This is a genomic window from Streptomyces sp. OR43, from assembly GCF_008042275.1.
GTDB lineage: Bacteria > Actinomycetota > Actinomycetes > Streptomycetales > Streptomycetaceae > Streptomyces.
Map to the genome: position 1 here is coordinate 1,951,201 of NZ_RDBK01000043.1, position 22,025 is coordinate 1,973,225.

Consider the following 22,025-nt stretch of genomic DNA (forward strand, 5'->3'; position numbering starts at 1 on the left):
GTGGCTTTCTCGTCCACGGCTTGATGGGGAAGGGACTTGATGGACTCCATGGAGCGCACCGTCGTCCGCTGTGCCGAAGGGCACGTTTTCGCTACCGCCTCGTTCCCGATGCAGCAGCTCGGGTCCGGGCGGATCGGTCCCGGGCGGCTTATCCGCTGTCCTCGTTGCGCCCGGTTGCGGCATGCCGTGCCCGTGGTGTTCGAGGAGCGGTAGGGCTTCCGGGAAGATGGCGACAGGCGCGCGGGCGGCCCGATGGGGGTGGGCCCGCGCGTTCTGCGTATCCTCGGTGGGTGCTTCTCTCAGACAAGGACATCCGGGCCGAGATCGACGCCGGACGCGTACGTATTGATCCTTTCGACGCGTCGATGGTGCAGCCGTCGAGCATCGACGTGAGGCTCGACCGCTATTTCCGGGTGTTCGAGAACCACCGCTATCCGCATATCGATCCGGCCGTCGAACAGGCCGATCTGACCCGTACCGTCGAGCCGGACGGGGACGAGGCGTTCATCCTGCACCCCGGGGAGTTCGTGCTCGCGTCCACGTACGAGGTCATCTCGCTGCCCGACGACCTGGCCTCGCGGCTGGAGGGCAAGAGTTCGCTCGGCCGGCTCGGGCTGGTGACGCATTCGACGGCCGGGTTCATCGACCCGGGGTTCTCCGGGCACGTGACCCTGGAGCTGTCGAATCTGGCGACGCTGCCGATAAAGCTCTGGCCGGGGATGAAGATCGGGCAGCTGTGCATGTTCCGGCTGAGTTCTCCGTCGGAGTTCCCGTACGGCTCCGAGCGCTACGGGTCGCGGTACCAGGGACAGCGGGGGCCGACCGCGTCGCGTTCGTTTATGAACTTCCACCGGACGCAGGTGTGATGCCCGGTGAGTGACGACGTGCGGGAGAACCTGACGTACGACGGCTTCGGGCACGCCGTGCGGGAGCTGGCGCAGGCCGTGGCCGATGACGGGTACGAGCCGGATGTGGTGCTGTCCATCGCGCGGGGCGGGGTGTTCGTCGCGGGCGGGCTGGCGTACGCGCTGGACTGCAAGAACATCCATCTGGTGAATGTGGAGTTCTACACGGGGGTGGGCACCACGCTGGACATGCCCGTCATGCTGGCGCCCGTGCCCAATGCCATTGATTTCTCGGCGAAGAAGGTCCTCATCGCCGACGATGTCGCCGATACCGGCAAGACGCTGAAGCTGGTGCGCGACTTCTGTGTCGGCCATGTCGCCGAGGTGCGCTCCGCCGTGATCTACGAGAAGTCGCATTCGCTCGTGAAGTGCGAGTACGTGTGGAAGAAGACCGATCGCTGGATCAACTTCCCCTGGAGCGTGGAGAAGCCGGTCGTGCGGCGCAGCGGGCAGGTTCTGGACGCCTGACGGACGGAAATAGGCGGACGGACGGACCGACGGACGGAAAGGGCGAGAGCCCCCGCGCCCCTGGAAGGGGGCGCGGGGGCTCTCGCCACTTCTAGATGGTGCCCAGTTTGAGGATCGAGACCAGGGCCAGCAGCTGGATTGCCGACGCGCCCAGCGCCTTCGGCCACGGCAGGTCGTGGGACTTGCTCACCATCGAGGTGAGCAGGGCCGCCGCCGCCAGCCAGGTGATCCAGCCGAGGATCTGGACCAGGGAGTTCTCGCCGCCCAGGAAGAGCGCGAAGACCAGGCGCGGAGCGTCCGTGATCGACATGATCAGCATCGAGAGGCCCACGGTCGGCTGCCACGCGCCGTCACCGCCGAGCTGGCGGGCGAGGGTGTGGGTGACCGCGCCGAGTACCAGGCCGCCGAGCACGAAGCCGACGCCCGTGATGATGACGTAGGGGATCGCGTTGCCGACCGGGGCGTTGATCGCGTCGTCGCGGGCTTCGTCGAAGCCGAACAGCGCCAGCAGGCCGTAGAGGAACGTGACGACGAGCGCCGGGCCCCAGACGGGGTAGTCGCGCATCTGCCAGAACGTCGGCCCGGGGCGCGTCACGATGCCGCTCAGCAGCTGCTTCCAGTGCAGGCGCGGGCCCGCGGGCTGGGCGGGGGCCTGGCCGGCGCGGTAGGTGTTGCCGTCGCCGTACGGGTCCTCGTTGATGCTGAAGGCCTGGGTGTGACCGGGGCTGTTCGCGTACGGGTCGCCCTGGGGGGGGGCGGGGGAACTGGGCCGCCTTTGCCGCCTAGCTGTGACATCCCCTAGGGGAACCCTGGGGGGCTGTCCTCAGCCCGCTGTGAAGAGGGCGCTGGTGAACGTGATCAGCGGGCGGTCGGGCGTCGCCGCCGGGTACAGCGCGATCAGGTCCGCTGCTTCGCCCCGGTGCGTACGGACCACCGTGTCCGGCTTCCCGTCACCGTCGAAGTCCGCGTACCGCTGGAGAAGAGTCGTTTCCGCACGGGGCGCCGCGGGGCTGCCCGCCGTCTTGCGCAGCGGTGCCGTCGGGAGGTCCGTGGCCGGGGCGCCGAAGCGGTACGGGCCGCCCGGGCGGCCCGGTCCGTCCGGGCTGCCGAGCAGCAGCGTGCCCTTGCCGGCGGTTCCGGGTGCATGGGGGAGGGCGGTGTAGACCAGGTCGTCGTACCCGTCGCCGTTCGTGTCCGTCCGGGGCTCGGGGGCCGACAGGGCGGGGCCGGCTCCCGGGATCGTGCCGCCGGCGGCGTGCGGGCGGCCGTCGCGGGTGAACGGGCCCCGCAGGAAGCTGAACCGGCCCGCGCTCGCCGTCACGGCCAGATCCGGCTTCCCGTCGCCGTCGAAGTCGCCGCAGACGGGGTGGTCGGGCCACTCGTTGCCGAAGCGGGCCCGGTCCGGGATGCGCAGCGTGACCGCCTTGCCGGTGAGGCCCGCGGGCGAGCCGAAGAGGATCTGGAGCGGGACGGGCGGGCGGCCGATGCCGTTGTACGGGGGGTCGGTGGCCACGATCAGATCGGTGAAGCCGTCCTTGTCCAGGTCGCACGACGCCTCGGCGTCGAAGGCCGCGGGGAGGGTGTCGCCGGACTTGGCGGCGTTCGTACGCGCGCTGAGCAGTTGGCGTACCGAGGGGTCGAGGCCGCGGGTGGCGGAGCCGTACACGATGCCGATCCCGGCGTCGTCGCCGTGGCGGTCGGCCGCCGGTTTCACCAGGTCGTCCAGGACGAGGTCGCGGTGGCCGTCGCCGTTGAAGTCGTCGGGGACGCGGCTGCCGGTGCCGTGCGGGACGGCGTGGCGCTGGGCGCCCGCCAGGCCGGCCAGGGCGGTGGGCGGAGCATCGCCGTTCTTGGGGGCCGAGGAGGCGGGGGAGCCCGTGCAGGCCGCCAGCAGGAGGACGCCGCAGGCGCAGAGGGCGCCGATCGCCGCTGCTGTGCCGGTGGTCCGTCCGGTTCGCGTGGGTGCTGCTGTGCCGGTTGTCGGTCCGGTTCGCGTGAGTGCTGCTGTGCCGGTTGTCGGTCCGGTTCGCGTGGTCGCTCTCGTTGTCGTCCCTGCGATGCGTATCCGCACGGGATACCTCCGAATACGTATCCCCGCAGGAATACCTCGTACGTCGTGGCCGTCCCGGCCGACACTTCCGTCCCGGCCGCCCCACATCATGCGCCACCGGAGCCGTAAAGCAGAAGCGGCCGGTCCTGCCCCCGAGGCAGGTCCGGCCGCTTGTGCAACGCGGTGGCGCGGTTCCGGTTACTTCACCGGTTCCGGCTCCGGCGCGTCAGCCGTCTCCGGCTCGCCCGCGGGGTCGGCCGGGGTCTTCACGGAGTCGAGCAGCAGCTGCGACACGTCGACCACCTGGATCGACTCCTTCGCCTTGCCGTCGTTCTTCTTGCCGTTGACCGAGTCGGTCAGCATGACGAGGCAGAACGGGCAGGCGGTGGAGACGATGTCCGGGTTGAGGGAGAGGGCTTCGTCGACGCGCTCGTTGTTGATGCGCTTGCCGATCCGCTCCTCCATCCACATCCGGGCACCACCGGCGCCGCAGCAGAAGCCGCGCTCCTTGTGGCGGTGCATCTCCTCGTTCCGCAGACCCGGGACCTTCGCGATGATCTCGCGCGGGGGCGTGTAGATCTTGTTGTGCCGGCCCAGGTAGCAGGGGTCGTGGTACGTGATCAGACCCTCGACCGGCGTCACCGGGATCAGCTTGCCCTCGTCCACCAGGTGCTGGAGCAGCTGCGTGTGGTGGATGACCTCGTACTCGCCGCCGAGCTGCGGGTACTCGTTGGCGATGGTGTTGAAGCAGTGCGGGCAGGTGGCGACGATCTTCTTCGTCGCCTTCGCCTTCTTCGTCGAGTCGTCCTCGTCGTCCTCGCCGAACGCCATGTTCAGCATCGCGACGTTCTCCTGGCCGAGCTGCTGGAACAGCGGCTCGTTGCCCAGGCGGCGGGCCGAGTCACCCGTGCACTTCTCGTCGCCGCCCATGATCGCGAACTTGACGCCCGCGATGTGGAGGAGTTCCGCGAAGGCCTTGGTGGTCTTCTTCGCGCGGTCCTCCAGGGCGCCGGCGCAGCCGACCCAGTAGAGGTAGTCGACCTCGGTGAGGTCCTCGACGTCCTTGCCGACGATCGGGACCTCGAAGTCGACCTCCTTGGTCCACTCGACGCGCTGCTTCTTGGCGAGCCCCCAGGGGTTGCCCTTCTTCTCCAGGTTCTTGAGCATCGTGCCCGCCTCGGACGGGAACGCGGACTCGATCATCACCTGGTAGCGGCGCATGTCGACGATGTGGTCGATGTGCTCGATGTCGACCGGGCACTGCTCCACGCACGCACCGCAGGTGGTGCAGGACCAGAGGACGTCCGGGTCGATGACGCCGTTCTCCTCGACCGTGCCGATCAGGGGGCGCTCGGCCTCGGCGAGAGCGGCGGCCGGAACGTCCTTGAGCTGCTCCTCGGTGGCCTTCTCGTTGCCCTCCATGTCCTTTCCGCCGCCGGCCTGCAGGTACGGGGCCTTGGCGTGCGCGTGGTCGCGCAGGGACATGATCAGGAGCTTCGGGGAGAGCGGCTTGCCGGTGTTCCAGGCGGGGCACTGCGACTGGCAGCGGCCGCACTCCGTGCAGGTGGAGAAGTCGAGGATGCCCTTCCAGGAGAACTGCTCGACCTGGGAGACACCGAAGACGGCGTCCTCGGCCGGGTCCTCCCAGTCGATCTCCTGGCCGGCCGAGGTCATCGGCTGGAGCGCGCCCAGCGCGACCTCGCCGTCGGCGTTCCGCTTGAACCAGATGTTCGGGAAGCCGAGGAAGCGGTGCCAGGCGACACCCATGTTGGTGTTGAGCGAGACCGTGATCATCCAGATCAGCGAGACGCCGATCTTGACCATCGCGGTGAAGTAGATGAGGTTCTGCAGCGTGCCGAGCGCGAGTCCCTTGAAGGCGAGGACCAGCGGGTACGAGACGAAGTACGCGGCCTCGTAGCCGTCGACGTGGTGGATCGCGCCCTCGAGGCCGCGCAGCGTCAGGATCGCCAGGCCGATGACGAGGATGACGTACTCGACGAAGTACGCCTGCCAGGCCTTGGAGCCCGCGAACCGGGACTTGCGGCCGGCCCGCGAGGGGAGGTTCAGCAGCCGGATGGCGATCAGCACGAGGATGCCGACCGTCGTCATCAGGCCGATGAACTCGATGTAGAGCTCGAACGGCAGCCATTCACCGATGACCGGCAGCACCCAGTCGGCCTTGAAGAGCTGTCCGTACGCCTGGAGCAGCGTCGGCGGCAGCGTCAGGAAGCCGATCGCGACGAACCAGTGCGCGAAGCCCACGATGCCCCACCGGTTCATCCGGGTGTGGCCGAGGAACTCCTTGACCAGGGTGATCGTGCGCTGCTTGGGGTCGTCGGTGCGGCTGCCTGCCGGGACCGGCTGTCCGAGACGGACGAACCGGTAGATCTGCGCGACCGCTCGGGCGATGAGCGCAACGCCGACGACGGTCAGCACCAGCGACACGATGATCGCGGCGAGTTGCATTTGGGGGCTCCTCGGGCCTGCGAGGGGTGGGTTCCAGCGATGTTCGCTGATTACTCGGTACTCGGTACTCAGGTGATGGCTGTGCGATGGATGGCTGTGCGAGTGATGGCTATGCGATTACTAAGCAGTAACTTAATCAGTCTGTGCTGACACTATCCACTTATTCCGCCGTCCTGTAGCCGGGCCGGCGGTGATCTGTGTCGCTCAGGTCTGCCTTGCCGTGCCCGGCGAGGCTTCGGGCCGCCCGGTACAGGGGCGCACCGAGGGCCTCCGCGAGGATCGCCAGGTCCAGGCCGGGCCGGTGGTGCTCGGCATAGTGCTGGTCGAGGAGGTCCGGCTCGTCCCACGGCAGGGCCGAGCGGTGGCGGATCTGGGCCAGGCCGGTCAGGCCGGGCTTCAGTTCCCGCCGCCAGTCTCTCGCACCGGCCGGCCGGGCACGTACGTCGCCCGGTGCGAGCGGGGCCGGGCCGACCAGCGAGAGCTCGCCCCGCACGACGTGGGGGAGCCGGGAGATCACGTGAAGCCGGAGCCGCCGGGTGCGCAGCGACCGCAGGACGAACGGTCTGCCGTCCGCCCCCAGCCGGGTCGAGCGCGTCAGTACGCCTCCGGATCCGCGCTGGGCGGCCAGGGTCAGAGCGGCTGCGGCGAGGAGGGGGGCGGCCAGGACCAGGAGGGCCGAACCGAGCGCCAGGTCCAGGGCGCGTTTCGCGGAGAGGCGGGGCAGGGGTGTCCGGGTCAGGGCCCGCAGGGATCTCCGGGGGGCCGGGAGGTGGAGCGGCCGCGTCGGCTGCCGGCGGCGGCCTGTGGGCCCCGGCCGCCGCCTGGGCCCATGGCTCCGTCCTTGCCTGTGTCCTTGCCCTTGCGTCTGCATGGTGCGCGCCTGCCTGGGTCGGCCGACCGGAGCCGGTGGATCGTGTGCCGGTTTTGCGCGGCTCACGGCATTTTGTGACAGAACGATCCCATGAGGCGATGATGGGGAGCGGCGTGTGGCCCGTGGGGCTCGGCAGGTGTCGCCCGTATGCGAGCCGATGTGCCGCTGATGGGGGCGTATGTGCAGGGTGTCCGCCGTCACTGGGTGCGGGGTTTTGCCTGGTGGTGAGGGGTGCGTGCACGATAATTGAGTCGCCTCGACTCAGGTCTGTTGACTCCGGGGCGGGTGTCATGCATCCTTGAGTCAGATCCACTCAAGTAGTCAGTTGGAGGAATTGAAATGGCACGTGCGGTCGGCATCGACCTGGGCACGACTAACTCCGTCGTCAGCGTTCTCGAAGGCGGCGAGCCCACCGTCATCACCAACGCCGAAGGCGCCAGGACCACGCCGTCCGTCGTCGCCTTCGCGAAGAACGGCGAGGTTCTGGTCGGCGAGGTCGCCAAGCGCCAGGCAGTGACGAACGTCGACAGGACGATCCGTTCGGTCAAGCGCCACATGGGCACTGACTGGAAGATCGAGATCGACGGCAAGAGCTTCAACCCGCAGCAGATGAGCGCCTTCATCCTGCAGAAGCTCAAGCGTGACGCCGAGGCGTACCTGGGCGAGAAGGTGGCCGACGCGGTCATCACCGTCCCGGCGTACTTCAACGACTCCGAGCGTCAGGCGACGAAGGAGGCCGGCGAGATCGCGGGCCTGAACGTCCTGCGTATCGTCAACGAGCCGACGGCCGCCGCCCTGGCGTACGGGCTCGACAAGGACGACCAGACGATCCTCGTCTTCGACCTCGGTGGCGGCACCTTCGACGTGTCGCTCCTGGAGATCGGCGACGGCGTCGTCGAGGTCAAGGCCACCAACGGCGACAACCACCTCGGTGGTGACGACTGGGACCAGCGTGTCGTCGACTACCTGGTGAAGCAGTTCGCCAACGGGCACGGCGTGGACCTGTCCAAGGACAAGATGGCTCTCCAGCGTCTCCGCGAAGCCGCGGAGAAGGCGAAGATCGAGCTGTCGTCCTCGACGGAGACCTCGATCAACCTGCCTTACATCACGGCGTCGGCCGAGGGCCCGCTGCACCTGGACGAGAAGCTCACGCGCTCGCAGTTCCAGCAGCTCACCGCGGACCTCCTGGACCGCTGCAAGAACCCGTTCCAGAACGTCATCAAGGACGCGGGCATCCAGCTCTCCGAGATCGACCACGTCGTTCTCGTCGGTGGCTCGACCCGTATGCCGGCCGTCGCCGAGCTCGTCAAGGAGCTCACGGGCGGCCAGGACGCCAACAAGGGTGTGAACCCGGACGAGGTCGTCGCCATCGGCGCCTCGCTCCAGGCCGGTGTCCTCAAGGGCGAGGTCAAGGACGTCCTGCTCCTCGACGTCACCCCGCTGTCCCTCGGTATCGAGACCAAGGGAGGGATCATGACCAAGCTCATCGAGCGCAACACCACGATCCCGACCAAGCGTTCCGAGATCTTCACGACGGCCGAGGACAACCAGCCGTCCGTGCAGATCCAGGTCTACCAGGGCGAGCGCGAGATCGCGGCGTACAACAAGAAGCTCGGGATGTTCGAGCTGACCGGTCTGCCGCCGGCCCCGCGCGGTGTGCCGCAGATCGAGGTCGCGTTCGACATCGACGCCAACGGCATCATGCACGTCGCCGCCAAGGACCTCGGCACCGGCAAGGAGCAGAAGATGACCGTCACCGGTGGCTCCTCGCTGCCGAAGGACGAGGTCAACCGGATGCGTGAAGAGGCCGAGCAGTACGCGGACGAGGACCACCGCCGTCGCGAGGCCGCCGAGTCCCGCAACCAGGGCGAACAGCTCGTCTACCAGACGGAGAAGTTCCTCAAGGACAACGAGGACAAGGTCCCCGGTGACGTGAAGACGGAGGTGGAGACCGCGCTCACCGAGCTGAAGGAGAAGCTCAAGGGCGAGGACACCGCCGAGATCCGTACGGCCACCGAGAAGGTCGCGGCCGTCTCCCAGAAGCTGGGCCAGGCGATGTACGCCAACGCCCAGGCCGAGGGTGGCCCGCAGGCCGACGCGCAGCCGGGTGCCGAGCAGGCCAAGGCCGATGACGATGTCGTCGACGCCGAGATCGTCGACGACGAGAAGGACTCCAAGGGCGGTGCGGCGTGACCGAGGAGACTCCGGGCTTCGAGGAGAAGCCCGACGTCCCCTCCGGCGCCACCCCTGACGACGCCGAGCCGAAGGCCGCCACCCCCTCTTCGGAGGAGGCGGCGGCCCCGGCCGGGGACGCGAACCAGACGGATGACCACCAGACGGACGCGAACCGGACGACGGCCCTGACCGCCCAGCTGGACCAGGTCCGCACCGCGCTCTCCGAGCGCACGGGCGACCTCCAGCGGCTCCAGGCCGAGTACCAGAACTACCGCCGCCGCGTGGAGCGGGACCGGGTCACGGTCAAGGAGATCGCTGTCGCGGGTCTCCTGTCCGAGCTCCTGCCCGTGCTCGACGACGTCGGCCGGGCCCGCGAGCACGGTGAGCTCGTCGGCGGGTTCAAGTCGGTGGCCGAATCGCTGGAGACGGTCGTCGCCAAGCTCGGACTGCAGCAGTTCGGCAAGGAGGGCGAGCCCTTCGACCCGACGATCCACGAGGCCCTGATGCACTCGTACGCGCCGGACGTCACGGAGACGACCTGCGTGGCGATTCTGCAGCCCGGGTACCGGATCGGCGAGCGCACCATCCGCCCCGCGCGGGTGGCGGTGGCCGAACCCCAGCCGGGGGCGACCCCCGCGGGCAAGGAAGAGAAGACCGACGACGAGGAGAGCGGTGGCGGCGAGGAGGTCTGACATTCCGTCCGACCACCTGGCAGCACACCACCCGGCCCCCCGGCCGGGCGTCCGGAAGGAGGGACGTCGATGAGTACGAAGGACTTCGTCGAGAAGGACTACTACAAGGTTCTCGGCGTCCCGAAGGACGCCACCGACGCCGAGATCAAGAAGGCGTACCGGAAGCTCGCCCGCGAGTTCCACCCGGACGCCAACAAGGGCGACGACAAGGCGGAAGGGCGCTTCAAGGAGATCTCCGAGGCGAACGACGTCCTCGGTGACGCCAAGAAGCGCAAGGAGTACGACGAGGCGCGCGCCCTGTTCGGCAACGGTGGCTTCCGCGCCGGACCCGGCGGCGCCCAGGGCAACTTCAACTTCGACCTGGGGGACCTCTTCGGAGGTGCCCCGGGCGGGGGCCAGCAGGGCGGCGCCGGCGGTTTCGGCGGCGGCGGCCTGGGAGATGTCTTCGGCGGCCTCTTCAACCGGGGCGGCACCACCGGCACCCGGGTGCAGCCCCGCCGCGGCCAGGACATCGAGTCCGAGGTGACGCTCAGCTTCACCGAGGCGGTCGACGGGGCCACGGTCCCGCTGCGGATGTCCAGCCAGGCGCCCTGCAAGGCGTGTTCCGGCACCGGCGACAAGAACGGCACCCCCAGGGTCTGCCCGACCTGCGTCGGCACCGGCCAGGTCTCGCGCGGCAGCGGCGGCGGCTTCTCGCTCACCGATCCCTGCGTGGACTGCAAGGGCCGGGGCCTCATCGCCCAGGACCCCTGCGAGGTCTGCAAGGGCAGCGGCCGGGCGAAGTCGTCCCGCACCATGCAGGTCAGGATCCCGGCGGGCGTCCTCGACGGCCAGCGGATCCGGCTGCGCGGCAAGGGCGCCCCGGGCGAGCGCGGCGGACCGGCCGGCGATCTCTACGTCGTCGTCCACGTCGACGCCCACCCGGTCTTCGGCCGCAAGGGCGACAACCTCACGGTCACCGTGCCCGTCACCTTCACGGAGGCGGCGCTCGGCGGCGAGGTGAAGGTCCCCACGCTCGGCGGACCGCCGGTCACCCTGAAGCTTCCGGCCGGCACACCCGGCGGGCGTACCATGCGGGCCCGGGGCAAGGGCGCGGTCCGCAAGGACGGCACCCGCGGCGACCTGCTGGTCACCGTCGAGGTGACGGTCCCCACGGACCTGGGCACCGAAGCCCGGGACGCGTTGGAGGCCTACCGGAAGGCGACCGCGGACCAGGACCCGCGGGCGGAGCTGTTCCAGGCAGCGAAGGGAGCTTGAGGTGGACGGCCGACGACGCAATCCGTACGAACTCACCGATGAATCCCCGGTGTACGTGATCTCGATCGCGGCCCAGCTCTCGGGCCTGCATCCGCAGACGCTGCGCCAGTACGACCGCCTCGGCCTCGTCTCGCCCGACCGTACGGCCGGGCGCGGACGGCGCTACTCGGCCCGCGACATCGAGCTGCTGCGCACCGTGCAGCAGCTGTCGCAGGACGAGGGCATCAACCTGGCCGGAATCAAGCGCATCATCGAACTGGAGAACCAGGTCGCAGCGCTCCAGCAGCGCGTCGCCGAGCTCTCGGCGGCCGTGGACGGGGCGGCGGTGGCCATGCAGCAGCGTGAGGCCCAGGTGCACGCCTCGTACCGGCGCGACCTGGTGCCGTATCAGGACGTGCAGCAGACCAGCGCTTTGGTGGTCTGGCGGCCGAAGCGGCCGAAGGACTGACCGGGGCCCCTTCCCCGAAGAGCCCGTACGAGGAGCCCGTCACCCCGGAACGCCGAGGGTGGCGGGCTTCTCCGTCGTGCGCGGCGCCGCGGGCCTCTCCGTTGTGCCTTGCGGTGCGGGGTCTCACGCCGTGGGCGGCGGCGCTGGAGGCTCGGCGATGCCGGAGCGGACGAGGAGGGCGCCGAGATGGGTGCGGCTGGTGGCGTCGAGGGTCTGCATGAGCTTGGCGATGTGGGCGCGGCAGGTGCGGACGCTGATCCCGAGTGTGCGGGCGACGGCCTCGTCCTGGTTCCCCTCGATCAGGAGGCGGGCGATGCTCTGCTGGACGGCGGTGACGGGTGTCCCGGGCAGGGCGGTGGGGAGCTGTTGGGCGAAGGGAGTGGCCTGGGCCCACAGTGTTTCGTACGTCTGGGCGAGGAAGGTGACCAGCGCGGGGTGGCGGATCTCCAGGGCCACGCTGCGGTCGGGTTCGGCGGGGACGTAGGCGACCGTGCGGTCGAAGATCATGAGGACTTCGATGGCCTGTTCCATGGTGCGGACCTGGAGGAGGCTGCTCGGCAGCTGTCCCAGGTACGCCTTGAGGGCCGGGCTGTAGCGCGCGGAGTGCTGGTAGATGTGCCGCACCCGAACCCCTCGCTCCACTGTGGGCAGCGTGCCCGACAGGGCCCGTTGCAAATCTTCTCGTGACCGGGTGCTTCCGGGCTGAAGGGTGAGGATCTCGTCACGCACACCGCGTGCCGATTCGTTGATGGATGCCTGGACCGTCGAGCGGCCCTTGAGCACGGTGATGGCGAGGTGCGGTACGTGGTGGTCGAAGGAGACCAGCGGGGCCAGGGCCTTGACCAGGTGGTCGGAGGCGCTTACGTGATCCAGGAGCCCTTGGGCGATGGGGTGCAGCAGGTGCGCGAGGGCTGCCGACGGCGGCACGGGGCGCAGAAAGCGGCTGTCGAGCGGATCGGGCACGAGGAGCGCGTTCTCGCTGAGGCAGGGCAGCGGCGTGGCGGCGGTCCGGGAGACGCGACCGGTGGCCCATGCCTCCGAGTAGACGCTCATCCCCGCGTCGCACACGGCGCGGTCGCTGTGCTCGTGCGGAGGGACCGTCGTCATACGGGAGTGCGATCGGCGAATCCGGACTGGGCGAGGAGGGCGCCCAGTTGGGTGCGGCTGGTGGCGTTGAAGGTCTGCATGAGTTTGGCGATGTGCGTACGGCAGGTGCGGACGCTGATGCCGAGTTTGCGGGCCACCACCTGGTCGGTGTGACCTTCGACGAGGAGGCGCGCGATGCTGAGCTGGACCGCGGTGACGGCGGCGCCCGGAGGAGGCGGCTGCAGCGGTTCGGTGAGTGGGGTGGCCTCGGCCCACAGGACCTCGTACACCTGGATCAGGTATCGGACGAGCGCGGGGTGACGGATCTCCAGGGCCACGTCGCGCCTGGGGTTGGCGGGGATGAAGGCCACGGTGCGGTCGAAGATGAAGAGCCGCTCGACGGTCTGCTCGATGGTGCGGACCTGGATATGCCCGGGTGGCAGCTCGGCCAGATAGGTCTTGAGCGTCGGGCTGTAGCGCGCCGGGTGTTGGTAGATGTGGCGCAGCGTGGCGCCGCGATCGACCGTGGACAAGGCGCGTGCCAGTGCCTTCTTGAGTTGTTCAGCCGGGCGGCTGCTCCCCGGCTGAAGGGTGAGGATTTCTTCCTGCGCACTGTCCAAGGCGTTCTGAATGGCCGTCTCGATCAGCGGGATGCCTTCGAGGACGGTGATGGAGAGGTTGGGGTCGGTGCTGGCGACGGAAGCCAGCGGAGCCAGTGAATCCGCGAGCGCGGCGGAGAGCCTGATGCGCTCGTGAATCTCCCGTATGACGGGCTGCAGCAGGTGGGCGAGGGCCGCGGACGGTGGCACCGGCCGGATCCATTCGCTGTCCTGGGGGTCCGGGTGCACGAGTGCCAACTCCAGCAGACACGGTGCGGGCTGCAGCGCCGTCCGGGGTATCCGTCCTGCGCGGAGGGCTTCGGTGTACACCGTGACGGCCGCGTCGCACAGGTGGCGGTCCCCGTGCGCATGCGCCGGTGTGTCCTCATCCCTGCCCATTCGTGACCCCCCACTTTTGGCAGTGCATCAAGATGACGGTGGTGGAAGCGTAGTCCTCGGGCCAGTGTGGACCTGTCGGGGGAGCCGGGAACTCCCCCGGCTGATCAGAAGGGCGCGGCCACGCTTCTCCCCCGTTGCGTGGCTGCGCCTCCGGCCCGGGGGGCGGGGATCTGCTGGGGTCGTTCCCGGTCAGGAGTCCTGATCAAGGATTCCTGACCGGGCTATCAGGTAGCCGAGTTGGGCGCGGCTGGTGCTGCCCAGCACGGCGGACAGCTTGGCGACGTGAGCGCGGCAGGTGCGGACGTTCATGCCCAGCCGGCGGGCTATCGAATCGTCCACATGGCCCTCGACCAGAAGCTGGGCGATGGAGCGCTGTACGCCGCTGATGCCCTTGGGCGCCGGATCGTACGGCAGCGCGCCCAACAAGGGCGATGCGCGATTCCAGAGCTGCTCGAACACCGTGATCAAGTACTCGACCAGTCCGGGATGGCGCAGTTCGAGCGCTATCTGGTCGTCGTTGCTGGCGGGAATGAAGGCCACGGTGCGGTCGAAGACGATCAGGCGCGCGATGAGTTCTTCGAGCGTCCGGATCTCTACTTTGCCCTCGGCCATGCGTTCCGCGTAGGCGAGGGTGCCTTGGCTGTGCCGGACGGTGTGCTGGTACAGGGTGCGCATGCCAACCCCCCGGTCCACCACCAGCAGTCCGCGCTCCAGGCCTTCTCGCAGGCGGTCCTCACCGCGATCTCCTCCTGGCTGGACCGTGAGGACCTCGGTGCGGCATTCAGCCGTGGCCAGGTCCAGCGCTGCGTTGATGCGATGCTTCCCCTCCAGCACCGTGATGGCGTGGGTGATGGGGGGATCCTGTGCGCTGATGTCCATGAACGGTTCGAATGATTCGGCCAGTTCGAGGGACCGGCGCCGGCGTTCCTGGATCTCGCGCTCGATGGGGTGGAGCCGCTGCGCGAGTGCGGCGGACGGCGGGAGAGGGCGCAGCCAGTCGGGGTCGTCAGGATCCGGATGCAGGAGGGCGAAGTCCATCAGGCAGGGGGCCGGAGCCACTTCGGCTCGGGATATGCGCCCTGAACGCAGCGCGCTGGCGTAGAGGTGTGCTCCGTCGGCGCACAGTTCGGTGATCCCGTGACGATGTGTCTCTTCTGCCTTGTTTGTTGCCATATCTACACCCCCCAGGTTCCTGAACATGCAGGAACATGATGCATCGACTCGGTGGTGTTCGTGTGCCCAGGTGAGACATCGTCTTAGGTGCGGGGGAGAAGAATCCACAAGTGAGGACGAAGCCGACTATGTATAAGCGAATGCTTCGCTCGGCGCTTGCCGTCTCATTCGTCGCGGCAATGGGCTTTGCCGTCCTGGCGAGCGGCGATGAGATCAGCTGGAGTGCCGAGGCGGCAGCCGGGCCCGGCGAGATCAGCTGGAGCATCGAGGCTGCGAGCTCACCCGGTGAGATCAGCTGGTTTGCCCAGGCGCCGAAGACGGCTGGTGAGATCAGTTGGGCACCCGTTTCCGACCGCGCGGGCGCCTGACATGACTACGCCGCCGGACGACCGGACCTTCCGGCGCGAGATGGCAACCGCCTATCGCTCAGGGTGGCATTTCATCGACCTCGTCACGGCACTCCCCCACCGTGGTGATTCGTTGATGGTCACTCTGTTCGGTGACCCGGTCGTCGTCGCCCGTGAGGACGACGGTGAACTCCGCGCCTACCGGTGCCTCCGCAAGCCCCGCGGAGCGCCGCAGCCCGTGCGCTGTGCCATTCGGTACGACATGATCTTTGTGAACCTCGCTCAGCGTGACCACCAGCTGTTCGAGCCCGAAACCATCTCCGCCACCCCCCGCAGTGCCTGAGCGATCCCCCGTCGTACCACGTCGCTCAGACACTCCCCCACACAACGGCGCCACCGTGACCTGAACACGGTGGCGCCGTTGTGCTTCTCCCGGAGACATTCCGGTCGGAGCGGCACAGAAGGTGTCGAAATTCGCCTCTGTGTGGGTGGGGCCACGGTCCTCCATGCTCCGCCCTTCCACCACGAGGGTCATTCATGAGCGGACACAAGGTCGACAAACAACCCGGCCGGCGCGGAGGTGACGGCGATGCCGCCTACCTCGACAAGACGTTGCTCCACCGCGAGGTGGAGGTCTCCTTCGACGACTCGGTGAACGGGAAGGCTTTTCTGGCGGTGTTGCTGAGGGCCGCCGCCGCGGCGTTCGGCGTGCTTCTCCTCTTCGGCTTCGCCGGGCTCATCACCCTGGCCGGCGATCCACGGAGCGGCCTCGGAATCATGGGCATCGGCCTGCAGATCGCCATGATCGCCTTCGTCGCCGTGTTCCTGGCGTCGAGGATCGCCGAACCGGTCGGGGAGTGGCGGGTGCTGCTGGCCGGCCGGGCGACGCACGCCGAATCCGCGTACGCCGAGATCGCGAGGGTCGTCCGGGAGCGCCGGCTGCCGGTGGTGCCGGTGTTCCGCCGTATCCGCGGCGGGGGCGAGCACTCCCGGGTGACCCACCGGATGGTGCTCCGGGACGGGAGTTACGTCGCCTACCTCTCGGTGTTCGCCTATGGCACCAGCCTCTATCTGGGCTGGGTGATGTGGCGCAACCGGCGCGGCACCGAACTCGTCGCGCAGTTCGTCTCCGACTTCGTCCGGGGCCTCGGCGGCACCGACATGGAGAAGGTCATGATGCGGACCGAGCCGCCGCGCGCCCTGCGGGAGGCCCTGCACGCCGCCGCCCGGGAGGGCATGTACGCCGCCGTGGACGGGCGCACGGTCGCCGTCGGACCGGTCTTCCCGCACGGTCTTCCGCAGATCGAGGAGGAGGCCGCGGCCTCCCTCCCGGTCCAGTCGCAGGCGCCCGCGCCCATGGCGCCGCCGCCCGTGCCGCCGCGCCGGCCCTGGGCGGGCGGTGGCAGCTGACGGCGGGCGCGGGGCCGCCGGGCCCCTGGTCCGGTAGGGGCCCGGGAGTGGTGCCGCACCCCGGCGTCGGGCGCCGGGTCCGAAACCTGAGCGGTCAGCCGTGGCCGAGCGCCCGGTCCAGGCTGATCTCGATGACGACGCGGTCCGGGTTCGGTGAGGGCGTGCGCGCGTAGCGCTCCGTGTGGCGGCGTACCGCCGTCTCGACCCTGTCCTGCTCCGTACGCACCCGCGCGACGCCCTCCAGGGTCGCCCAGCGGGCCCGGTGCACCTGGCAGGCCGCGACGCGGGCGCCGTCCGGGCCCGCGGCCAGGATGTTGGCGACCTTGCGGCTGTTCTTGTTGGTGATGATGCGGGCGAGGCCGGCCTCGGGGTCGTACGTCACGCACACCGGGACCACGTGCGGGGTGCCGTCCGGGCGGGGTGTCGTGAGGGTGCACAGATGGGACTCGCGCCAGAAGGCGAGGTACTCCGGGCCGGGATTGCGTACGTCGACTGCCATGGCGCCAGCCTAGGCAGCCCCGGGGCCGGCTGCGGTGGCGGGCGGGGGGAGCGGCCGGTTCACTCGGAGCGGAAGGCCGGAGCGGAAGGGGCAGAGGGGAAGGGTGGGAGCGGAAGAGAGGCCCGAAGGGCGCCCGGTTTCGCCTTGAGTGGAATAGACACAACTTTGTGCACGTTGACCGTGTCAGTAATGAGGACGGGCCAGTCATCGCAAGGAGGAGAGAGCACACGTGGACGCCGAGCTGACCAACAGGAGCAGGGACGCCATCAACGCGGCCACCAGCAGGGCCGTGAAGGACGGGCATCCCGATCTGACCCCGGGGCATCTGCTGCTGGCGCTGCTCTCGGGCGAGGACAACGAGAACCTCGTCGATCTGCTGGCCGCGGTCGAGGCCGACCAGGTCGCCATCCGTACCGAGACCGAGCGGCTCCTGGGCGCCCAGCCCAGCGTGACCGGCTCGACCGTCGCGCCACCGCAGCCCAACCGCGAGCTGCTCGCCGTCATCGACGACGCCGCCCGGCGGGCCAAGGAACTCGGCGACGACTACCTGTCCACCGAGCACCTGCTCATCGGCATCGCGGCGAAGGGCGGCCGTGCCGGTGAGATCCTCGACGGGCAGGGCGCCAGTGCGAAGAGGCTGCTGGACGCATTCGAGAAGAGCAGGGGAGGGCGCCGGGTGAGCACACCCGACCCGGAGGGCCAGTACAAGGCCCTGGAGAAATTCGGTACGGACTTCACCGCGGCCGCGCGCGAGGGCAAGCTCGACCCGGTCATCGGGCGCGACCAGGAGATCCGCCGCGTCGTCCAGGTGCTGTCGCGCCGCACCAAGAACAACCCGGTGCTCATCGGTGAGCCCGGCGTCGGCAAGACCGCCGTCGTCGAAGGGCTCGCCCAGCGCATCGTCAAGGGCGACGTCCCCGAATCCCTGAAGAACAAGCGGCTCGTCTCGCTGGACCTGGGCGCCATGGTCGCGGGCGCGAAGTACCGCGGCGAGTTCGAGGAACGCCTGAAGACCGTTCTCTCCGAGATCAAGGAGAGCGACGGCCAGATCATCACGTTCATCGACGAGCTGCACACCGTCGTCGGCGCGGGCGCCGGAGGCGACTCCGCCATGGACGCGGGCAACATGCTCAAGCCCATGCTGGCCCGCGGCGAGCTGCGGATGGTCGGCGCCACCACACTCGACGAGTACCGCGAGCGGATCGAGAAGGACCCCGCCCTGGAGCGCCGCTTCCAGCAGGTGCTCGTGGCCGAACCGTCCGTCGAGGACACCATCGCGATCCTGCGTGGGCTCAAGGGCCGCTACGAGGCCCACCACAAGGTGCAGATCGCGGACGCCTCCCTGGTCGCCGCCGCCACGCTCTCCGACCGCTACATCACCTCCCGCTTCCTTCCCGACAAGGCCATCGACCTCGTCGACGAGGCGGCATCCCGGCTCCGCATGGAGATCGACTCCTCGCCCGTCGAGATCGACGAACTCCAGCGCTCCGTCGACCGGTTGCACATGGAGGAGCTGGCCCTCAAGAACGAGACCGACCCCGCGTCCAGGCAGCGCCTGGAGAAGCTGCGCCGCGACCTCGCCGACAAGGAGGAGGAGCTGCGCGGCCTCAACGCCCGCTGGGAGAAGGAGAAGCAGGGCCTCAACCGCGTCGGTGAGCTGAAGGAACGCCTCGACGACCTGCGCGGGCAGGCCGAACGGGCCCAGCGCGACGGCGACTTCGACACCGCGTCCAAGCTGCTGTACGGGGAGATCCCCGGCCTGGAGCGGGAGCTGGCCGAGGCCGCCGAGGCCGAAGAGGAAGCGGCGAAGGAACCCAAGGAGACCCTGGTCAAGGAAGAGGTCGGCCCGGACGACATCGCCGACGTCGTCGGCGCCTGGACCGGCATTCCGGCCGGCCGGCTGCTGGAGGGCGAGACCCAGAAGCTGCTGCGCATGGAGCAGGAGCTCGGCCGGCGCCTCATCGGGCAGACCGAGGCCGTGCAGGCCGTCTCGGACGCGGTACGCCGCACCCGGGCCGGTATCGCCGACCCCGACCGGCCCACCGGATCGTTCCTCTTCCTCGGCCCGACCGGGGTCGGCAAGACCGAGCTGGCGAAGGCGCTCGCCGACTTCCTCTTCGACGACGAGCGGGCCATGGTCCGCATCGACATGAGCGAGTACGGCGAGAAGCACAGCGTGGCCCGGCTGGTCGGCGCCCCGCCCGGGTACGTCGGCTACGAGGAGGGCGGCCAGCTCACGGAGGCGGTCCGCCGCCGCCCGTACAGCGTCGTCCTGCTGGACGAGGTGGAGAAGGCGCACCCCGAGGTCTTCGACGTCCTGCTCCAGGTCCTCGACGACGGCCGGCTCACCGACGGACAGGGCCGGACGGTGGATTTCCGCAACACCATCCTGATCCTGACGTCCAACCTCGGCAGCCAGTACCTGACCGACCCGCTGACCAAGCCCGAGGAGAAGAAGCGGCAGGTCCTGGAGGTCGTGCGGGCCTCCTTCAAGCCGGAGTTCCTCAACCGGCTCGACGACCTGGTGGTCTTCTCCGCCCTGTCCGGGGACGAGCTCGCGCACATCGCGGGGCTCCAGATCGACCGGCTCGCCAAGCGGCTGGCCGACCGGCAGCTCACCCTCGACGTCACCCCGGCCGCCCTGGCCTGGCTGGCCGAGGAGGGCAACGACCCGGCCTACGGTGCCCGGCCGCTGCGCCGCCTCATCCAGACGGCGATCGGCGACCGGCTCGCGAAGAAGATCATCGCGGGCGAGATCGCGGACGGCGACACGGTCCATGTCGACCGGGAAGGCGACGGTCTGACCGTCGGCGCGGCGGCCTGACCGGAGCACGTGTGGCGTAACGGCGGCCCCGGTCCCCACCGGCTGGATATCAGCTCGTGGCGGATCGGGGCCGTCCGGGCTTGCCACGCCCCGCCCGGCATGGGAGAGGATGGCAGCCAACCGCACGAAGGGAAATTACGGTGAGCATCGATCCGTCCTCGATTCCTAACTTCGGGGGCCAGCCCGAACCGCAGGCGGCAGGACCGGAGGGCCCCGTCGTCCCTGACCAGGACCTCGTCAAGCAGCTCCTGGAGCAGATGGAGCTGAAGTACGTCGTCGACGACGAGGGCGACCTCGCGGCGCCGTGGGAAGACTTCCGCACGTATTTCATGTTCCGTGGCGAGGGCGAGCAGCAGGTCTTCTCGGTCCGTACGTTCTACGACCGCCCGCACGACACGGACCAGCGCCCGGTCCTCCTCGACGCGATCGACGACTGGAACCGCCGCACCCTGTGGCCCAAGGTCTACACGCACACCCACGAGCCCGAGGAGGGCTCCGAGGACACCGGTACCTCGGTCCGGCTGATCGGTGAGGCGCAGATGCTCATCGGCACCGGCGTCTCCCTGGAGCACTTCGTCTCCTCGACGGTCAGCTGGGTGCGCGCCTCCATCGAGTTCGACAAGTGGCTCCTGGAGCGCCTCGGCCTGGCACCGGCCGACGAGAAGCCGGCGGACGGCACGGAGCAGGCCGCTCCGGACGCCTGAGCCACCCGCGACACCGTCACGGCGCGGGGAACGGTCCTTCCGGGGCCGTTCCCCGCGCCGTTTCGTTTCACAGGCCCTTGAGCCGGGAGACGGCCTCCTCCAGCACCTCCGTACGCTTGCAGAACGCGAAGCGCACGAAGGGCGCGCCCTGCTCCCGATGGTCGTAGAAGACCGCGTTCGGGACGGCCACGACCCCGCACCGCTCCGGAAGCGAGCGGCAGAACGCGAAGCCGTCGCCGCTGCTGTCGAGCGGGCGGATGTCCGTGGTGACGAAGTACGTGCCCGCCGGCCGGTAGACCTCGAACCCGGCCTCGGCGAGCCCGCCGCCCAGCAGATCGCGCTTGGCCCGCAGATCGGCGCGCAGCGCGTCGAAGTAGCTGTCGGGCAGGCTCAGCGCCTCGGCGACCGCGTACTGGAACGGGCCTGCGGAGACGTACGTCAGGAACTGCTTCGCCGAGCGCACCGCCGTCACCAGCTCGGGGCTCGCGGTGATCCAGCCGACCTTCCAGCCGGTGAAGGAGAACGTCTTGCCGGCCGAGCTGATGGTGACCGTCCGCTCGCGCATCCCCGGGAAGCCGGCGAGCGGCAGGTGTTCGCCCTCGAAGACCAGGTGTTCGTAGACCTCGTCCGTGACGACGAGGAGATCGCGTTCGCACGCAAGCCCGGCGATCGCGCCGAGTTCCTCGCGGGTCAGGACGGTGCCGGTGGGGTTGTGCGGGGTGTTGAGCAGCAGCAGCCGGGTGCGGGGGGTGACGGCCGCGCGCAGTTCGTCGAGGTCCAGCCGGTAGGTGCCGGTGGACGGCTCGGGGTGCAGGGTCACGGGGACGCGGGTGGCGCCCGCCATGGCGATGCAGGCGGCGTACGAGTCGTAGTACGGCTCCAGCGCGATGACCTCGTCGCCGGGCTCCAGGAGCGCCAGCAGCGTGGCCGCGATGGCCTCGGTGGCGCCCGCGGTGACGAGGACCTCGGTGTCGGGGTCGTACGACAGGGCGTAGCGGCGCTGCTGGTGGGCCGCGATCGCGGTACGCAGCTCGGGGACGCCGGGCCCCGGTGGGTACTGGTTGCCGTGCCCGGCGCGCAGGGCACGGACCGCGGCTTCGCGGACCTCCTCGGGGCCGTCGGTGTCGGGGAAGCCCTGGCCGAGGTTGATGGCGCCGGTGCGGACGGCCAGCGCGGACATCTCCGCGAAGATCGTCGTGCCGAACTCGGCGAGGCGGCGGTTGAGCAGCGGTCGTCCCTGTGTCATGACCGCCATCCTGCGCGGAAGCTCTGGAGTTGCTCAAGTCTGCTTTGGCCGTACGGGGACGGGGGCATCCCCCTGACACGCAGGAATCGGTACGGAGCGGGGGACTTTCGCTTCGGGGGAACGGAAGGACGTGAGATCCGTGGTGGGTGTGGTCATAGCGGTGTGCGTGGCCCTGGTCGTGCTTCTCGTCGCGGCGCTGGTGAGCGCGGGCAACCGCGGCCGGTCGTCGGCCGGGCGGCGCAGGGCGGGCAGTGCGGGCGCCGGGTCGTTGCCCTCCTCGGCCAGCCAGGCCAGGGCGGCCGGGGTGACGTCGAGGGTGAGCTGCCGGTCGGCCAGCCGCTTGGCGAGCCGGTCGATCTGGAGCCCCGCGATGTGCGCGAGCTCGTCCCCGGACAGGGCGGAGAAG

At 69.4% G+C, this 22,025-nt stretch carries 20 protein-coding genes and 1 pseudogene; 11 read left to right on the plus strand and 10 right to left on the minus strand.

Annotated elements, in window-relative coordinates:
- Positions 1–290 precede the first annotated feature (290 nt).
- Entirely contained in the window at positions 291–866 is a 576-nt protein-coding gene (gene dcd, locus EAO72_RS27575; RefSeq protein WP_136326616.1) for a dCTP deaminase, read from the plus strand.
- Positions 867–872: 6 nt separating this feature from the next.
- Positions 873–1,373: a phosphoribosyltransferase gene (locus tag EAO72_RS27580; RefSeq protein WP_148019881.1), complete on the plus strand. Its 501-nt coding sequence runs from the start codon at positions 873–875 to the stop codon at positions 1,371–1,373.
- Positions 1,374–1,464: 91 nt separating this feature from the next.
- Here EAO72_RS27580 and EAO72_RS27585 read toward each other — a convergent pair.
- The 4 genes and pseudogenes from EAO72_RS27585 to EAO72_RS27600 form a co-directional block, all read right to left on the minus strand.
- Positions 1,465–2,127 (minus strand): annotated as a pseudogene (locus tag EAO72_RS27585) (Yip1 family protein); the annotation flags it as partial.
- Between the two features lie 69 nt (positions 2,128–2,196).
- Complete coding sequence (locus EAO72_RS27590; RefSeq protein ID WP_410090545.1) at positions 2,197–3,297, minus strand: FG-GAP repeat domain-containing protein; 1,101 nt, start codon at positions 3,295–3,297, stop codon at positions 2,197–2,199.
- Between the two features lie 324 nt (positions 3,298–3,621).
- Positions 3,622–5,889: a (Fe-S)-binding protein gene (locus EAO72_RS27595; protein WP_148019882.1), complete on the minus strand. Its 2,268-nt coding sequence runs from the start codon at positions 5,887–5,889 to the stop codon at positions 3,622–3,624.
- Positions 5,890–6,049: 160 nt separating this feature from the next.
- Positions 6,050–6,760: a sugar transferase gene (locus tag EAO72_RS27600; RefSeq protein WP_148019883.1), complete on the minus strand. Its 711-nt coding sequence runs from the start codon at positions 6,758–6,760 to the stop codon at positions 6,050–6,052.
- A gap of 339 nt (positions 6,761–7,099) precedes the next feature.
- On the opposite strand from EAO72_RS27600, the gene dnaK reads away from it, so the two are divergent.
- From dnaK to EAO72_RS27620, 4 genes are all read left to right on the plus strand, one after another.
- Positions 7,100–8,953, plus strand: coding sequence for a molecular chaperone DnaK (dnaK, locus tag EAO72_RS27605; protein WP_148019884.1), 1,854 nt, complete (start codon positions 7,100–7,102; stop codon positions 8,951–8,953).
- Positions 8,950–9,627 carry a nucleotide exchange factor GrpE gene (gene grpE / locus EAO72_RS27610; RefSeq protein WP_148019885.1) on the plus strand — a complete coding sequence of 226 codons (678 nt, stop codon included), beginning with the start codon at positions 8,950–8,952 and terminating at the stop codon, positions 9,625–9,627. The genes dnaK and grpE overlap by 4 nt, the downstream gene beginning before the upstream one ends.
- 69 nt (positions 9,628–9,696) lie before the next feature.
- Complete coding sequence (gene dnaJ / locus EAO72_RS27615; protein ID WP_148019886.1) at positions 9,697–10,884, plus strand: molecular chaperone DnaJ; 1,188 nt, start codon at positions 9,697–9,699, stop codon at positions 10,882–10,884.
- A 1-nt stretch (position 10,885) separates the two neighbouring features.
- Entirely contained in the window at positions 10,886–11,332 is a 447-nt protein-coding gene (locus tag EAO72_RS27620) for a heat shock protein transcriptional repressor HspR (protein ID WP_093899393.1), read from the plus strand.
- 123 nt (positions 11,333–11,455) lie between these two features.
- Here EAO72_RS27620 and EAO72_RS27625 read toward each other — a convergent pair whose 3' ends face one another.
- From EAO72_RS27625 to EAO72_RS27635, 3 genes are all read right to left on the minus strand, one after another.
- Positions 11,456–12,439, minus strand: a complete 984-nt coding sequence (locus tag EAO72_RS27625) for a helix-turn-helix transcriptional regulator (protein WP_148019887.1) — start codon at positions 12,437–12,439, stop codon at positions 11,456–11,458.
- Positions 12,436–13,416: a helix-turn-helix transcriptional regulator gene (locus EAO72_RS27630; protein ID WP_148019888.1), complete on the minus strand. Its 981-nt coding sequence runs from the start codon at positions 13,414–13,416 to the stop codon at positions 12,436–12,438. The genes EAO72_RS27625 and EAO72_RS27630 overlap by 4 nt, the downstream gene beginning before the upstream one ends.
- A gap of 189 nt (positions 13,417–13,605) precedes the next feature.
- Positions 13,606–14,616, minus strand: coding sequence for a helix-turn-helix domain-containing protein (locus EAO72_RS27635; protein WP_187285239.1), 1,011 nt, complete (start codon positions 14,614–14,616; stop codon positions 13,606–13,608).
- Positions 14,617–14,729: 113 nt separating this feature from the next.
- Between EAO72_RS27635 and EAO72_RS27640 the strand changes: the two genes are divergently transcribed.
- The 3 genes from EAO72_RS27640 (at position 14,730) to EAO72_RS27650 (ending at position 16,346) form a co-directional block, all read left to right on the plus strand.
- On the plus strand, positions 14,730–14,957 hold the full coding sequence (locus tag EAO72_RS27640) for a hypothetical protein (RefSeq protein ID WP_222724126.1): 228 nt from the start codon (positions 14,730–14,732) through the stop codon (positions 14,955–14,957).
- A 1-nt stretch (position 14,958) separates the two neighbouring features.
- Entirely contained in the window at positions 14,959–15,279 is a 321-nt protein-coding gene (locus EAO72_RS27645; protein WP_136326604.1) for a Rieske (2Fe-2S) protein, read from the plus strand.
- A 194-nt stretch (positions 15,280–15,473) separates the two neighbouring features.
- The gene (locus tag EAO72_RS27650) at positions 15,474–16,346 is read left to right on the plus strand and encodes a hypothetical protein (RefSeq protein ID WP_148019889.1); all 873 of its coding nucleotides are present in this window, start codon (positions 15,474–15,476) and stop codon (positions 16,344–16,346) included.
- A 94-nt stretch (positions 16,347–16,440) separates the two neighbouring features.
- Here EAO72_RS27650 and EAO72_RS27655 read toward each other — a convergent pair whose 3' ends face one another.
- Entirely contained in the window at positions 16,441–16,845 is a 405-nt protein-coding gene (locus EAO72_RS27655) for a pyridoxamine 5'-phosphate oxidase family protein (protein ID WP_148019890.1), read from the minus strand.
- 229 nt (positions 16,846–17,074) lie between these two features.
- Between EAO72_RS27655 and clpB the strand changes: the two genes are divergently transcribed.
- Positions 17,075–19,669 carry an ATP-dependent chaperone ClpB gene (gene clpB, locus EAO72_RS27660; protein ID WP_148019891.1) on the plus strand — a complete coding sequence of 865 codons (2,595 nt, stop codon included), beginning with the start codon at positions 17,075–17,077 and terminating at the stop codon, positions 19,667–19,669.
- Between the two features lie 140 nt (positions 19,670–19,809).
- Complete coding sequence (locus EAO72_RS27665; RefSeq protein WP_148019892.1) at positions 19,810–20,373, plus strand: type III secretion system chaperone family protein; 564 nt, start codon at positions 19,810–19,812, stop codon at positions 20,371–20,373.
- Positions 20,374–20,440: 67 nt separating this feature from the next.
- Here the strand turns inward: EAO72_RS27665 and EAO72_RS27670 are convergent, their stop codons facing one another.
- Complete coding sequence (locus EAO72_RS27670; protein ID WP_148019893.1) at positions 20,441–21,619, minus strand: pyridoxal phosphate-dependent aminotransferase; 1,179 nt, start codon at positions 21,617–21,619, stop codon at positions 20,441–20,443.
- Between the two features lie 33 nt (positions 21,620–21,652).
- A partial coding sequence (locus EAO72_RS43375; protein ID WP_261991652.1) for a hypothetical protein occupies positions 21,653–22,025 on the minus strand: 373 nt, incomplete at its 5' end.

Coding starts and splice junctions, on each gene's coding strand:
- EAO72_RS27595 (WP_148019882.1), bottom strand. CDS start 5,889: ATGCAACTCGCCGCGATCATCGTGTCGCTGGTGCTGACCGTCGTCGGC.
- EAO72_RS27600 (WP_148019883.1), bottom strand. CDS start 6,760: ATGCAGACGCAAGGGCAAGGACACAGGCAAGGACGGAGCCATGGGCCC.
- dnaK (WP_148019884.1), top strand. CDS start 7,100: ATGGCACGTGCGGTCGGCATCGACCTGGGCACGACTAACTCCGTCGTC.
- dnaJ (WP_148019886.1), top strand. CDS start 9,697: ATGAGTACGAAGGACTTCGTCGAGAAGGACTACTACAAGGTTCTCGGC.
- EAO72_RS27625 (WP_148019887.1), bottom strand. CDS start 12,439: ATGACGACGGTCCCTCCGCACGAGCACAGCGACCGCGCCGTGTGCGAC.
- EAO72_RS27630 (WP_148019888.1), bottom strand. CDS start 13,416: ATGGGCAGGGATGAGGACACACCGGCGCATGCGCACGGGGACCGCCAC.
- EAO72_RS27635 (WP_187285239.1), bottom strand. CDS start 14,616: ATGTTCAGGAACCTGGGGGGTGTAGATATGGCAACAAACAAGGCAGAA.
- EAO72_RS27640 (WP_222724126.1), top strand. CDS start 14,730: ATGCTTCGCTCGGCGCTTGCCGTCTCATTCGTCGCGGCAATGGGCTTT.
- EAO72_RS27645 (WP_136326604.1), top strand. CDS start 14,959: ATGACTACGCCGCCGGACGACCGGACCTTCCGGCGCGAGATGGCAACC.
- EAO72_RS27650 (WP_148019889.1), top strand. CDS start 15,474: ATGAGCGGACACAAGGTCGACAAACAACCCGGCCGGCGCGGAGGTGAC.
- EAO72_RS27655 (WP_148019890.1), bottom strand. CDS start 16,845: ATGGCAGTCGACGTACGCAATCCCGGCCCGGAGTACCTCGCCTTCTGG.
- EAO72_RS27670 (WP_148019893.1), bottom strand. CDS start 21,619: ATGACACAGGGACGACCGCTGCTCAACCGCCGCCTCGCCGAGTTCGGC.